Annotated in this window: 10 protein-coding genes and 1 pseudogene; 3 read left to right on the top strand and 8 right to left on the bottom strand. The window is 68.5% G+C overall.

Annotated elements, in window-relative coordinates; translation table 11 throughout:
- Window positions 1–65 precede the first annotated feature (65 nt).
- A complete protein-coding gene (locus ACZ50Z_RS06810) occupies window positions 66–1,127 on the top strand; it encodes a type III polyketide synthase (protein WP_464482851.1) in 1,062 nt (353 codons plus the stop codon).
- Between the two features lie 25 nt (window positions 1,128–1,152).
- Here the strand turns inward: ACZ50Z_RS06810 and ACZ50Z_RS06815 are convergent, their stop codons facing one another.
- The 8 genes from ACZ50Z_RS06815 to ACZ50Z_RS06850 form a co-directional block, all read right to left on the bottom strand.
- Window positions 1,153–2,952 carry an ABC-F family ATP-binding cassette domain-containing protein gene (locus ACZ50Z_RS06815; protein ID WP_464482852.1) on the bottom strand — a complete coding sequence of 600 codons (1,800 nt, stop codon included), beginning with the start codon at window positions 2,950–2,952 and terminating at the stop codon, window positions 1,153–1,155.
- 138 nt (window positions 2,953–3,090) lie between these two features.
- Window positions 3,091–3,777, bottom strand: a complete 687-nt coding sequence (locus tag ACZ50Z_RS06820; RefSeq protein WP_464482853.1) for an ANTAR domain-containing protein — start codon at window positions 3,775–3,777, stop codon at window positions 3,091–3,093.
- Window positions 3,778–3,845: 68 nt separating this feature from the next.
- Window positions 3,846–5,000 (bottom strand): enolase C-terminal domain-like protein, encoded by a 1,155-nt coding sequence (locus ACZ50Z_RS06825; protein WP_464482854.1) that lies wholly within the window; start codon window positions 4,998–5,000, stop codon window positions 3,846–3,848.
- A complete protein-coding gene (locus ACZ50Z_RS06830; protein ID WP_464482855.1) occupies window positions 4,961–5,977 on the bottom strand; it encodes an SDR family oxidoreductase in 1,017 nt (338 codons plus the stop codon). Before ACZ50Z_RS06830 ends, ACZ50Z_RS06825 begins: the two co-directional genes overlap by 40 nt.
- Window positions 5,978–6,019: 42 nt before the next feature.
- Complete coding sequence (locus ACZ50Z_RS06835; RefSeq protein ID WP_464482856.1) at window positions 6,020–7,810, bottom strand: glycoside hydrolase family 15 protein; 1,791 nt, start codon at window positions 7,808–7,810, stop codon at window positions 6,020–6,022.
- Window positions 7,803–9,500: a GMC family oxidoreductase gene (locus ACZ50Z_RS06840; RefSeq protein WP_464482857.1), complete on the bottom strand. Its 1,698-nt coding sequence runs from the start codon at window positions 9,498–9,500 to the stop codon at window positions 7,803–7,805. The genes ACZ50Z_RS06835 and ACZ50Z_RS06840 overlap by 8 nt, the downstream gene beginning before the upstream one ends.
- Window positions 9,500–10,246, bottom strand: a complete 747-nt coding sequence (locus tag ACZ50Z_RS06845; protein WP_464482858.1) for a gluconate 2-dehydrogenase subunit 3 family protein — start codon at window positions 10,244–10,246, stop codon at window positions 9,500–9,502. Before ACZ50Z_RS06845 ends, ACZ50Z_RS06840 begins: the two co-directional genes overlap by 1 nt.
- A gap of 18 nt (window positions 10,247–10,264) precedes the next feature.
- Window positions 10,265–10,771 carry a hypothetical protein gene (locus ACZ50Z_RS06850; protein WP_464482859.1) on the bottom strand — a complete coding sequence of 169 codons (507 nt, stop codon included), beginning with the start codon at window positions 10,769–10,771 and terminating at the stop codon, window positions 10,265–10,267.
- Window positions 10,772–11,143: 372 nt separating this feature from the next.
- Here ACZ50Z_RS06850 and ACZ50Z_RS06855 point away from each other — a divergent pair.
- Window positions 11,144–12,217: pseudogene (locus ACZ50Z_RS06855) on the top strand (13E12 repeat family protein); the annotation flags it as partial.
- Window positions 12,218–12,340: 123 nt separating this feature from the next.
- Window positions 12,341–13,573, top strand: coding sequence for an IS256 family transposase (locus ACZ50Z_RS06860; RefSeq protein WP_464486090.1), 1,233 nt, complete (start codon window positions 12,341–12,343; stop codon window positions 13,571–13,573).
- Window positions 13,574–13,584: the final 11 nt, after the last annotated feature.

The following is a 13,584-nucleotide window of genomic DNA, read 5'->3' on the forward strand; positions in this document are numbered from 1 at the left end:
CCGCATAAACTTCCGGCATTACGCGGAATCCTATTCACGCTGGTTGGCAATCAAGAGAGTAGAGCATGAGCGTCATCGCGGGTGTGTTCGGCGCTTTGCCGCCGCATCGCTACACCCAACGCGAAATCACCGACCAGATCGTCGAGTTGCCCGCGTTGAAGGAACACGAAGAGATCGTCCGGCGCCTGCACGCCGCCGCCAAGGTCAACAGCCGCCACTTCGTGCTGCCGCTCGACCGGTACCGCGCGCTGACCGACTTCGGCGAGGCCAACGAAATCTTCATCGACAAGGCCGTGGAACTGGGCTGCGACGCCCTGCTGGGCGCCCTCGACGAGGCGGGGCTGGGCCCGCGGGACATCGACACGATCGTCACCACGACCGTCACCGGCATCGCGGTGCCCTCGCTGGACGCCCGGATCGTCGGTCGTCTCGGCCTGCGCCCAGACGTGCGCCGGGTGCCGCTGTTCGGACTGGGCTGCGCCGGTGGGGCAGCGGGAGTGGGCAGGCTGCACGATTACCTGCGCGGCGCGCCCGACGGCGTCGCCGCGCTGGTGTCGGTCGAGCTGTGCTCGCTGACCTTCCCCGCGGTCGGACCGACCGTATCGGGCCTGGTCGGGACCGCGATGTTCGGCGATGGCGCCGCCGCAGTGGTCGCCGTCGGCGACCGTCGCGCCGAGCAACTGAGTTCGGCCGGACCCGACATCCTCGACTCGCGCAGCCGGCTGTACCCGGAATCGCTGCACATCATGGGCTGGAACGTCGGCTCGGCCGGGATTCAGCTGGTGATGTCTCCGGAACTGCCCACTGTCATCGAGCGGTACCTGGCCGACGATGTGACCCGGTTCCTCGCCGCGCATCAGCTGACCAAGGACGACGTCGGCGCCTGGGTGACGCACCCCGGCGGCCCCAAAGTCATCAACACCATCGCCAAGTGCCTCGAGCTGCCGCCGGAGGCGCACGAGCTGACCTGGCGCTCGCTCGGCGAGATCGCCAACCTCTCGTCCGCGTCGGTGCTGCACATCCTGCGCGACACCATCGCCAAACCGCCGCCCGCCGGGAGCCCCGGGCTGATGATCGCCACGGGGCCCGGCTTCGGTTCCGAACTGGTACTGCTGCGCTGGCATTGATCGCGTAATCCGGTGCCGTTCAGGGCTATTCGAGCTGCTCCGAAAGCTCCAGCCAGCGGCCCTCGGTGGCGGCGACCTCGTCTTCGAGCGCGCGCAGCTCCTGGGTGAGCCGGGTGATGCCGACATGGTCGGACTGGTCGTGCGCGGCGAGTTCGTCGTGTTTGTCCTTGATCCGGTCGGCCAGTCGCACCAGCTGGCGATCGGCGGCGGCCAGCTCTTTCTCGGCGGCACGGCGCTGGGCACCGGACATCGCCGGCTGCGACGGCTCCGATGGCCACGACGTCCGGGGCGGCCGCGGTTCTCCGGTGGTCGCCTTAACCGTTCGCCGCTCGGCCAGCCGCAGGTATTCGTCGACGCCGCCGGGCAGGTGCCGTAACCGGCCGTCAAGCACCGCGTACTGCTGATCGGTGACCCGCTCGAGTAGATAGCGGTCGTGCGAGACGACGATGAGCGTGCCCGCCCAGGAGTCGAGCAGATCCTCCATGGCGGCCAGGGTGTCGGTGTCGACGTCGTTGGTCGGCTCGTCGAGCAGCAACACATTGGGCTCGGACAGCAGGGTGAGCATCAGCTGCAGCCGCCGCCGCTCGCCGCCGGAGAGATCCGCCACGCGAGCGGACAGCTGGCCGCGTCCGAAGCCGAGGCGCTCCAAAAGCTGGGCCGGGGTCACGTCACGGCCGTCGACCTCGTAGCCGCCGCGCAGCCCGCCGAGCACGTCGGCGATCCGATCGTCCTCGACCGCCGCTAGCGCATCGCCTTGCTGGTCGAGCACCGCCAGCCGTACCGTCTTGCCGCGCTTGACGCGCCCGGCATCGGGCGTGATCGTGCCGTCGATCAACCCCAGCAGCGTCGATTTCCCGGCGCCGTTGGCCCCGACGATGCCGGTGCGCTCGCCCGGGGCGATCCGCCACTCGATGTCGCGCAACACCGGCCGTCCGTCAAACCCGACCGACACGTCGAGCAGGTCGATCACGTCCTTGCCGAGCCGCGCGGTGGCCAGCTTGGCCAGCTCGACGGTGTTGCGCAGCGGCGGCACGTCGGCGATCAGCTGGTTGGCGGCCTCGATCCGGAACTTGGGCTTCGACGTCCGCGCCGGGGCGCCGCGACGCAGCCACGCCAGCTCCTTGCGCATCAGGTTTTGCCGCTTGGCTTCGGCGACAGCGGCCATCCGGTCCCGCTCGACGCGCTGCAGCACGTACGCCGCATACCCGCCGTCGAAGGGTTCGACGATGCCGTCGTGCACCTCCCACGTCGTGGTGGCGACCTCGTCGAGGAACCAGCGGTCGTGGGTGACCAGCAGCAGCCCGCCGGTGTTGCGCGCCCAGCGCGCCTTCACGTGGCCGGCCAGCCACGTGATTCCCTCGATGTCCAGATGGTTGGTGGGCTCGTCGAGCGCGATGACATCCCATTCACCCACCAGCAACCTGGCCAGCTGTACACGCCGCCGCTGGCCGCCGGACAGCGTGGCAACCGTTGCGTCCCAAGCGATATCGGAGACCAGCCCCGCGACCACGTCGCGCACCCGGGGGTCACCGGCCCACTGGTGCTCGGCGGCGTCGCCGACCAGACACCAGCCCACCGTGTGGTCCGGGTCCAGGGTGTCGGCCTGGCTCAGCGCGCCGACCCGCAGCCCGCTGCGTCGGGTGACCCGGCCGGAGTCGGGCTGTTGCTGGCCGGTGAGCAGCCGCAGCAGGCTGGACTTGCCATCGCCGTTGCGCCCGACGATGCCGATCCGCGCTCCGTCGTTGACGCCGAGCGTGATCGACCCGAACACCACCTGGGTCGGGTATTCGAGGTGTACGGCCTCGGCTCCGAGTAGGTGCGCCACCGGCCCGACCCTAGCGGGGCGACGATGCCGGGCGGTTGACGGCCGGAGGAGGAGCCGCGCCATCCGGTCTAGCGGGGCGACGATGCCGGGCGGTTGAGGGCCGGAGGAGGAGCCGCGCCATCCGACCCTGGCGCGGTCCTAGCCGAGGGTCAGCAGCGCCTGGTCCACCTGGCTTTGCGTTTCCGGTGACGCCTTGCTGGCCACGGCGTCCAGGAATCGGCCCGCGACGTCGCGCACCTTGAGGTTTTCCTCCTGGGAGCGCCACACCAGAATGTCGAACGCGCGCTCGGGAGAGATGCCGTAGGCGGTCATCAGCACGCCCTTGGCCTGCTCGATGCGGGCCCGGGCGTCGGCGACCGCCGAGAGCACATTGGTGATATCGGTGTGCAGCGAGTCGGTGACGTCGATGTAGAAGCCGGACGTGCCGGCCAGCGCACCGGTGTCATCGACCATCCGATCGCCGGCGACGACGACGCAGTGGGTGCGCCCGCCGGTGTCGATGATGCGGTGGCGGCTGCTGAACGGTTTCCCTTTCATCACCCGCGTGAGCACGGCCGCGACCCGTTCGCGGTCATCGGGGTGCTTGTGTTGCAGCAGCAATTCCGTGGTGGGTTGCACCTGTCCCGGTTTGTAGCCGTGCATGCGCGCCACCGCGTCCGACCATTCCCAGCGATGGCCGTCCAGAAAAAACCGGTACCGGCCGACGCGCTGCGGATCGCCGAGACCCAGCACCGAGTCGATCGCACTGAGGTCGGTTTCCTCGACGACGTCACGCATGAGCGCCTCGTGGCGCTTCACCGCTTCGTCGTCGGAGTTCGTTGTCATTGGGCCCTGCTCTCCAATCGCTTTCGTGAAAATCCTGGCGTATCGATTCCCGCTTCCGGCCGGGTTGATCAGGCCACCCGGTATTGGTCGGCGTCGCTGTGTTTGAACTCCAGGCCGAACCCGGGGCGGTGCTGATCCGGCCGCAAGGCGCCGCCCTCGGGCGACAGCGCGCCCTCGAAAAGCATGTGTTCGATGCGGTGATGATCGTGGAAGTACTCCAGGTGCCGCAGATTCGGGATGGCGGTGGCGACGTGGGCGTGGAGGTTGGGGGCGCAGTGCCCGGAGACGTCCACGTTGCAGGCGGCGGCCACGGCGGCGGCACGCAGCCAGTCGGTGATGCCCCCGCAGCGGGTGACGTCGATCTGCAGGCAGTCGACCGCGCCGGCGGCCAGCATTCGATGGAAGTAGGCGAGGTCGTAGCCGTACTCGCCGGCGGTCACGTCCGGGGTCACCTGGTCGCGAACCTCCCGTAGCCCGGCCAGGTCGTCGGAGGAGACGGGTTCCTCGAACCACGTGACGTCGTGATCGGCCATGGCGTGGGCCACCCGAATCGCCTGCTTGCGTTGGTAGGCCCCGTTGGCGTCCACGTACAGTTCAGCGTCGGGCCCTATCACTTTGCGCGCCAGTGCAATTCGATCGAGATCGCGACGCTCGTCGGAGCCCCACGATTCGCCGATCTTGATTTTGACGCGCGGGATCTTCCACTCGTCGACCCAGCGTTCGAGTTGGGCGCGGGTGGCGCGTTCGTCGTAGGTGGTGAAGCCACCGCTGCCGTAGATCGGCACTTTGGGGTGCGCCATGCCGAGCAGTCGGCACACCGGCAGCCCCAGCAGCTTGCCCTTGAGGTCCCACAGCGCGGTGTCGAGCGCCGAGATCGCGCACGACACCAAGCCCGGCCGCCCGTTGTTGCGCATCGCCTTGACCATCGACTCCCACAAGGCGGGGGTGTCGACGGCGTTGTGTCCGGTGAGCGTGCCCGCGAGCGGCCCGGTGATCAGCTTGGCCGCAGCGCCGTCACCGTAGGTGTAGCCGATTCCGCGCAGGCCCGCGGCCGATACCTCGGCCAGGACCAGCGTGGTCGACGACCACTCCAGGGTCCCGTCGGCTTCCGGTGCGTCGGTGGGGATCTTGTAGACCTGCGCGGTGACCTCGTCGATGGCCGCGTCGATCCGCGCCGCTGTCGTCATCGCGCCCACCGGCGGCCCGCCCGCGCCGCCAGCCATGCGCCCACACCGGCGGCGCCCAGCGCGCCGGTGCCGCTGACCACCGGGTGCTGCGACGCCCACAGTTGCGGGCTGTGGGCGTGCGACTCGTCGTCGAACTCGCCGCGGGCGCCGTGGTCGCTGCCGGGTTGCTGGTCGAGCGGCTCCCACAGGTTGTGGGGCCGGCCGGCGCTGACGTGCTCCTCGGTCTGCTGCGAGTCGTATCCGGTGCGTCCGAGGTAGCGGTCCAGCAAGGGCGCGACGAACTTCTGCGCCAACAGCGTCACCATGGTGGAATCGCCGACCCAATACTGTTTGCGCCCAGGGTGATCCGCGGCGTAGAGCACGCCGCGGGCGGCGACCTCGGGCTGATAGATGGGCGGCACAGGTTGGGGATGGCGGGGCAGCCGCGACAGCACCCAGGAGAATTGCGGGGTGTTGACCGCGGGCATCTGGACGACGGTGATCCGCACCTTCGAGCCCTCGTGGAACAGCTCACAGCGCACCGATTCGGTGAACCCGTTGATGGCGTGTTTGGCGCCGCAGTAGGCCGACTGCAGCGGGATGGATCGCTGCCCGAGTGCGGAACCGACCTGCACGATGGTGCCGCGGTCGCGCGGGCGCATCTTGGCCAGCGCCACCATGGTTCCGTGCACGTAGCCGAGGTAGGCCACCTCGGTCACGCGTTTGAACTCCTCGGCGCTGATTTCGCTGAACGGCGCGAACACCGAGGTGAAGGCGACGTTGACCCAGACGTCGATGGGACCGAACGCGGCTTCGGCCTCGTCGGCGGCGGCGGCGACGGCCGCGTGGTCGGCCACGTCGGTCGGGATGGCCAACGCCTTGCCGCCGCCGGCCTCGACGTCACGCGCTGCGCCTTCCAGCCCGGCGGCGCCGCGGGCGAGCAGGGCGACGTTTGCGCCGCGCTGCCCGAACTGCTGGGCGGTGGCGCGGCCGATGCCGGCGCTGGCCCCGGTGATCACCACTGTCTGAGTCATCGCAGAAATCCCTTTCGCTCGGTCCGGGTGTCAACCACCCGATCAGTCATGGTGGGCGGCGTCGTCGGTGAGGGTGGCCGTGCATTCCAGCATCAGCGCGTGCGCGAACGCCTGGGGAAGGTTGCCGCGGAGCTGGCGCTGCCGCACGTCGTATTCCTCGCAGAACAGTCCCGGGGGCCCGCACGCGGTGCGGTTGCGTTCGAACCATCGCATCGCGCAATGCGCATGGCCCAGTTGATGTTCGGCCAGCGCCATCATGAATCCACAGAGCAGGAAGGCGCCCTCGGCATCGCCGAGGTCGCGCTCGTCGTGCCGGAAGCGGTAGACGAACCCGTCGTCGGTGAGTTCCCGGCGCACGGCGTCCAGGGTGGCGATGGTCCGGGGGTCGTCGGCGGGCACGGCCCCGCGCACCGGCGGCAGCAGCAGCGAGGCGTCGACATCGGTCAGTCGGGGGCTGCGTTGCCAATACCCGTGTGGGTGCAGGCTTTCCGACGCGGTGTCGGCGAGGATCGCGTCGGCCAGCGACGCGCACGCGGTCACCTCGGGACCGGCGCCGGCCAGCTTCGCGATGGCGCGCAACCCCCCCACGCAGGCCAGGCGGGACTGCGTCCAGCGTTCATTGTCGATTTCCCAAACGCCGGCATCCGGATCGCGCCAACGCTTTTCGATCGCCTTGATCGCGGTCTGCGCCGCGCGCCAGCCGTCGGCGTCGAGCCGGTCGGCCGCACCCGCCTTGGCCAGCAACTGCAACGCCTCCCCGAAGGCATCGAGCTGGAATTGTTGATTGACCCAGTTGCCGATCTTGTCGGAGCCGCCGGGGTAACCGGGCAGGTCGAGCGTTTCTTCGCCGGGCACGGCGCCGCCGGTGACGGTGTAGGCGGGTTTGAGGTTCGGGCCGTCCTCGAGCAGCCGGGCGCCGACGAACTCCACCGCCTGGTCCAGCAGCTCGGTCGTGCCGACGGCGGCGGCGGCCATGCCGGCGTACACCTGGTCGCGGATCCAGGAATACCGGTAGTCGTAATTCTGGTTGGAGTGCGCGCGTTCGGGCAGGCTCATCGTGGCGGCGGCCACCATGCCGCCGCTGCTGCTGGTCAGCCCGCGCAGCACCGCGTAGGAGTTACGCCCGTCGCGTGCAGCGATGGTGCAGTTCAGCTCGGGCACGCTGCGCTGCCAGGCGGCGGCGGTGGCGTCCCAGGCCATGTCGGGGTCGGGCGGCTGGTCGTCCAGGGCATTTTCGGAGAGCTCGAGCACCAGGTCGTGGCGCTGGCCCTCGTCGAGCGTGATCTCACAGGTGAGCAGCTCGCCCTTTTCGTGTGCGGCGCGCACGGGGCGCGCGTCGCAATTGGCCAGCCAGCGCCAGTGCAGCCGCCCCGAGCGACCGCTCCACACCCCGTCGTCCACGCTCGGCTTGCCGGCGGCGTGCCGGCCGAATCCCGCACTCGGTGCCAGCAGCACCCGCACCCGCGCCGTCCCGCGGCAGCCGGTGAGCCGCCGCAACAAGACCACGCGGTCGGGATCGCCCGGAAAAGCCAGCGCGTCACGGCATTCCACGATGCCGTCGCGGGTGGTCCAGCGGTTACGCCAGATCAGGCTGCCCGGCTCGTAGTAGCCGCCCCAGACGTGCCGCACGTCGGTCGGGGTGACGGCGTAAACCCCGCCGCCACCAATGAGATTGGAGAAGACGGCATCGGAATCCCAGTGCGGCGCACACATCCAGGCCACGTCGCCCTGCGGCCCGATCAGTGCGCCTCGCTCGCCGTCGGCGACCAGCGCATACTCGCGCAGCACCCGGGGGGCGAAGGTGGTCGCGGTGTCGATCTTGAGCTCAGCCACGGGCTTCCGCCTTCGACCCCCGCCCCACGCCGGTATCGATCTTGCCCCCGGCCATCCGTTCGGCAAGCCGGGAGGCCAACGCCATGATCGTCAGCGCGGGATTAGCGGAGCCCTGGGTGGGACATACCGAGCCGTCGGCGAGAAACAGGTTCGGCACATCCCAGACCCGGTGGTCGGAGTCGACCACCGAATTCTGTGGTCCGGTGCCCATGCGGGCGCCGCCGATCAAGTGGGCGAAACGCTCGATGGTGAGCACATCCTGAGCGCCGGCGGCGTGCAGGATGTCGCCGATCACCTTGGTGGAGTAAGCCATGTTGGCTTTGTCGTTGTCGCACAGCGTGTAGTCGAACCGGGCGATCGGGATCCCGTACGGGTCCTTCTCCTGCGCCAGCGTCACCCGATTGTCCGGCAGCGCCAACAGCTCATTGAGCACGCCGACGGTCGCCCAGTGGTTGTAGTCGCGCATGTACTCCCGCAGGGCACGGCCCCAGTGTCCGTCGGCCATCACGTGTTCGGCCCAGCCGATGGGCATGGGCGACACCGTCTGGATGGAGAAGCCGCGGGCGAACCCCCGAGAGCGGTCGGTCTCGTAGAACTGTTCGGACGTCACCTCCGGGGGAGGCGCCTTATACATCCGGACCTCCTCGGACCACCGGCCGGCGGATTGTGTGGCGCCCTGCACCATCACATAGCGTCCGACCTGATCGTCGTTGTTGCCCAACCCGTTCGGGAAGCGGGCGCTGACCGAGTTCAACAGCAGGCGTGGCGTTTCGATCGAATATCCGGCCACAGCAACAACTTTGGCGCGTTGCAGCCGTTCTTTGCCGCCCACCTCGTCGTAGTAGACCACGCCCCGGGCTGTGCCGGTCTCGTCGAGTTCGATGCGCGAGGCCATGCAGTTGGCGCGGATCTCAACGTCGTGGGCCAGCGCATCGGGAAGGTGCGTGACGTAGGGGCTGGCCTTGGCGTTGACCTTGCAGCCCTGCAGACAGTAGCCGCGGTAGATGCAGTGTGGGCGGTTGCCGAAGGTGCCGTTGACGATGCCGACGGGCCCGACCCGCATCTCGATGCCGAGCTTGAGTGCGCCCTCCCAGATTTTGGCGGCCGCTCCCGAAATGGGATGCGGGGCAAAGGGGTAACGATGTGGATCGCCCCAGGGCCAGTTCTGCCCGGCTACCGGAAGCTCGAGCTCGATCTGTTCGTAATGGCGGCGAATGTCCTCATAGCGCAGGGGCCAGTCGGCGCCGACCCCGTCCAGGGTATACGTCTGGAAGTCGCTAGGGTGGAACCGGGGGGTGTAGCCGGCGTAGTGCACCATGGAGCCGCCCACTCCGCGCCCGGAGTTGTTCTTGCCCAACTCGATTGGGTCGTCACCGCCGATGATGCGCTTCTGTGTCCAATACAGTGCGTGGGAGCCGGCTTCGTCGGACACCCAGTCCTCGTCGGGGTGCCAGAACGGGCCGGCCTCGAGGATCACGACCCGCCAGCCGGCGCGCGCCAGCCGCTGCGCCAGCACCGAGCCGCCGGCGCCGGCCCCGACGACCACCAGGTCGACCTCGTCGTCGTCGCGGTAGCGGCGCATGGTCTTCTCGCCGGGCAGGTCGCGCGAGTGCACGTCGAGCAGGAACCGCGAGTCGTTGTCCTTGGGTCCGACGGCTCCTTTGAGCAGGCCTCGCCAGAAGTCGCCCATCACACCTCACCGTTCTGCACGACCTGCACGGGGTCTTCGTCGGTGGCGCCGGGGGTTTCGAACGGTTCGCGCGCGGCCGCGGGGCCGGTGGCGCCGCCGAGGCGCATGAACCCGCGCGGGTAGGCGGGGCCGCCGAAACCGATCTCGTTCCACGCCCAGGGGTGGGAGTAGAAGCCGGACAACGTCATTCGCATGCACACCGACCAGGCGCGCTTGACGTTCAGGCTCTCCCAGGCGCCACCCTCCAACTCGCCCTGCGAGAACTGGCCGATGATCTCTTCGCGGGTTTTCAGCCCGGCGGCGGCGAAGGAGGAGGCGCCGTGTTTGGCCGCGGCGATCTCATTGAGCCCGCGCAGCACCAGGCGCCATGTGTCGCGGTCGTCGGGCATATCCGCGTACTGATAGCCATCGAGGCGCCCGTCGGCGAGTTTGGAGTCGATGGATTCCGCCGCCGGCACGCGCGGCTCCTCGTCCTGGGCCAGCACCGTGTCACAGAACGCGCGCAGGCACGGCTCTTCCTCGGCGGTGAAAAACCGCAGCGGGCCGGGAGGTTCGAGCCGGGCCAGCACCACTTTCCTGGTGGCTTCGTCCCAGGTGTCGGCGGTTGCCAGCACGTCGAAATCGGGGTAGCGCCCGATCATCTGCGGTGTGGTGCCGCGGCGCTGCTTGGGTAGCCAGGAAGGGTGCGGCGGCTTGCCGTCGGGGCGCAGGTTGGGCAGGTGGTCGGGGCGTGAGGTGTCGGCCATCTCAGTGATCCCCTCCTGCTAATCCCGGAACCGTTCGCGGCGCAGGATCGACGCCAGCAGCCCCATCCCTCCGACCATGCACATCAATCCCGGCGCCGCGATCGGCGGTCCCATGGGAACGTTGTACGACGCGTGTTTCCACCCGCCCGGCTTGCGGGCGACGCCGCGCGCGTGCAGGTATTCGCCCATCAGCCCGTTGGCCGTGTAAATGCCGGCGGTGATCGGCAGCCAGAGCTTGGCCCAGCGCCGCGAGAACACGCCGCCGATGCCGGCGACGACCACCGGCGGGGTCACCACGATCGGGCTCCACATCCACTTGTTGCCGAAGCTCGCCTTGTAGTGCTCGAAGTAGATTTCGGCGGTCGTGACGAGTGCCGCAATGGCGGTCAACCCGGACAGCGAGCGTTCGAAACGACCGTGTGCGACGTCGTACAGTGCTCGCTCGGCCAGGTTCGAGACCTCGCCCAGTCCGTCGCTGCCGGCGGTGTGGCCTTTTCGCCGTCCGCCGCTGCCCAGCAACAACATGTGAGTCCTTTCTTTCGCTCGCGATTGCCGGGCCGGCGATTACCGGCCCGGGCGGGTTTCCTGGGTGGGTCGTGGGGTGCGCATCGGCACTGCGCTGGGGTATGCCGTGACCGCGCCGGCCGAGTACGTCCATCGCGTCATGAAGTGACCTCTCCTTCGGGCTGGAAGGAACACGGTCCGGCGGTGTTCATAGCGCCCAGCCGTGGGTTTCAACCGAAACGGTCTCGACCACGGTCGTGACCGAAGCGCGTCGGCTGTGTACCCGGTGTCCTACTGCACAAACTGGCGCCCAGCCGATTCACAGCGAGTCACCAGGGGGAGTGAGCCGGACCAGGGCGCGCCTTGTCGTACCCCTGTGGCATTGTCGAATGTATGTTCGATGAAGCGGGGCGGCTTGCGGGGATCGCGGCCCTTGATGAGCTCATCGAGCGCTGTCATCCGTCGGTGACGCCGGAGTCGGCGGCGCTGCTGGACTGCATCGGTGTGGTGGGGCGGGTGGAGAATCGGGCGGCGGCGGCGCAGTTGGTGGCGATCGGGGAGTTGTTTGCCTATCGGTTGTCGCGGTGTTCGGAGACCGAGGCGTGGGCGGTCGATACCGAGGCGGCGGTGGCTGCGGAGGTGGCCGCCCAGTTGCGGATCGGCCCGGGGTTGGCCGCGAGTCGGGTGCGTTATGCCCGGGCTTTGCGGGAGCGGCTACCCGAGGTGGGGGCGGTGTTTGGCGCCGGGGATATCGACTTGCGGGTGTTTCAGACGATCGTGTTCCGCACGGATTTGATCGATGACCTGCAGGTGTTGGCGGCGGTGGATGCCGCGTTGGCGGCCTCGGTGGGCCGGTGGCCGTCGTTGAGTCAGACCCGGCTGGCCGCCCAGGTCGACAAGGTGGTGGCGCGCGCGGACGCCGATGCGGTGCGCCGTCGCACCGAGCGCATCGCCGGTCGGGAGGTGTGGTTCGCCGACATGGGCGAGGGCCTGGCCCATTTGGAGGGCACGCTGGCCGGCCCGGATGCCCACGCGCTGGACCGGCGCTTGGATGCGTTGGCGGCCACGGTGTGTGCGCACGACCCGCGTACCCGTGAGCAGCGCCGCGCCGATGCGTTGGGGGTGTTGGCCGCCGGCGCTGACCGCCTCGGGTGTCGGTGTGGGCGCGCGGATTGTGCGGCCGGGGGTAGGGCGGCGGGCCCGGTGGTGATCCATGTGATCGCCGGTCAAACCGGCCTCGATGGCACCGGTTCGACCCACGGCTACGAGTTTGGCGCTGAGGGGTTGATCCCACCCGAACTCATCGCCGAGTTGGCGGCCTCGGCGCGCCTGGTGGCGCTGACCCATCCCGGTGATGCCCCTGCCGAGCACCGGTATGTGCCCTCGAGGGCGCTGGCTGATTTCGTGCGGTGTCGGGATCTGACGTGTCGCTGGCCCGGGTGTGATCGACCGGCCACCGACTGCGATGGGCGTGTCTCATTGACTGTGTAAGTGGTTGGGCCTGAATGGTGGTCAGGCATGCTGGCCACCGGACAGGAGTGAATCGCTTTGTCTCGATCGGATCCATCGCGCGATGAGGCTGCCAAGCAGTTGGCGCAGGTGCTGCCCCCGGCGGCACTTGATGCCTTGCTTGCCGACGCCGAGGCCTCCGGCATGCCTATCGACGGCCCTGATGGGCTGTTGTCCCAGATCACCAAGAGTGTTCTCGAACGCGCCCTCGATGTCGAGATCGCCGATCACCTTGGCTATGAGCACGGCGATCCGGCCGGCAATGGCTCGGGCAATTCGCGCAATGGCCACGGACGCAAGACCGTGCTGACCACCGCCGGCCCGGTGGATCTGGAAGTGCCTCGCGACCGCAATGGCACCTTCGATCCGGTCATTGTGCCTAAGCGCAAACGCCGGCTCGGCCAGGTCGAGGACATGATCTTGTCGCTCTACGCGCGCGGCATGAGCACCCGTGACATCACCGAGCACCTGGCCGAGGTCTATGGCGCCAGTGTCTCAGCGGCCACGGTCTCGCGGGTCACCGAGGTGGTGGCCGACGAGATCGCCGCCTGGCAGTCCCGGCCGGTCGATCCGGTCTATCCGATCCTCTACATCGACGCGATCCGGCTCAAGATCCGCGATGGCGGCGTGGTGGCCAACAAGGCCGCCCACGTGGTGATCGGGGTCGATGTCGAGGGCATCAAGCAGGTCTTGGGGGTGTGGATTCAGCAGACCGAAGGGGCGAAGTTCTGGCACGGCGTGCTCACCGAGCTGCGCAATCGGGGGTGCCGGGATGCGTTGTTCGTCTGCTGTGACGGGCTGACCGGGCTGCCGGAATCGATCGCCGCCGTCTGGCCCCAGGCGGTCATCCAAACCTGTGTCGTGCACTTGTTGCGGGCCAGCATGCGCTACGCCTCCTATACCGACCGCAAGAAGATGGCCGCCGCGCTGCGCCCGATCTACACCGCAGCCACCGAACAGGCCGCTGCGGTCGCCCTGGAGCAGTTTCGGTCTGAATGGAAGACCAAATCCCCGGGGGCGGTCGCGGTCTGGGACCGGGCCTGGGCGGAGTTCGTGCCGTTTTTGGCCTTCCCCGTCGAGATCCGCAAGATCATCTACACCACCAACGCCATCGAATCGCTGAACTACCAGCTGCGCAAAGTCACCAAGGCCCGCGGCTCATTCCCGTCTGACGCCGCGGCGATGAAACTGCTGTATCTGGCCATCCGCAACATCAACCAGAAACGAGGATCAGCCCAAGGACAAGGAACCTACCGCTGGACCGAAGCGCTCAATGCTTTCGCGATCCAATTCCCCGACCGACTCCCACTATGACAACCCACTAA

It is taken from the genome of Mycobacterium sp. NTMscope_MAC_269 (genome assembly GCF_976985695.1).

Bases quoted from the DNA above. Each gene is read 5' to 3' on its own strand.
- ACZ50Z_RS06830 (WP_464482855.1), bottom strand. From the start codon at position 5,977: ATGACTCAGACAGTGGTGATCACCGGGGCCAGCGCCGGCATCGGCCGC.
- ACZ50Z_RS06850 (WP_464482859.1), bottom strand. From the start codon at position 10,771: ATGTTGTTGCTGGGCAGCGGCGGACGGCGAAAAGGCCACACCGCCGGC.
- ACZ50Z_RS06810 (WP_464482851.1), top strand. From the start codon at position 66: ATGAGCGTCATCGCGGGTGTGTTCGGCGCTTTGCCGCCGCATCGCTAC.
- ACZ50Z_RS06840 (WP_464482857.1), bottom strand. From the start codon at position 9,500: ATGGGCGACTTCTGGCGAGGCCTGCTCAAAGGAGCCGTCGGACCCAAG.
- ACZ50Z_RS06825 (WP_464482854.1), bottom strand. From the start codon at position 5,000: ATGGCTGGCGGCGCGGGCGGGCCGCCGGTGGGCGCGATGACGACAGCG.
- ACZ50Z_RS06820 (WP_464482853.1), bottom strand. From the start codon at position 3,777: ATGACAACGAACTCCGACGACGAAGCGGTGAAGCGCCACGAGGCGCTC.
- ACZ50Z_RS06845 (WP_464482858.1), bottom strand. From the start codon at position 10,246: ATGGCCGACACCTCACGCCCCGACCACCTGCCCAACCTGCGCCCCGAC.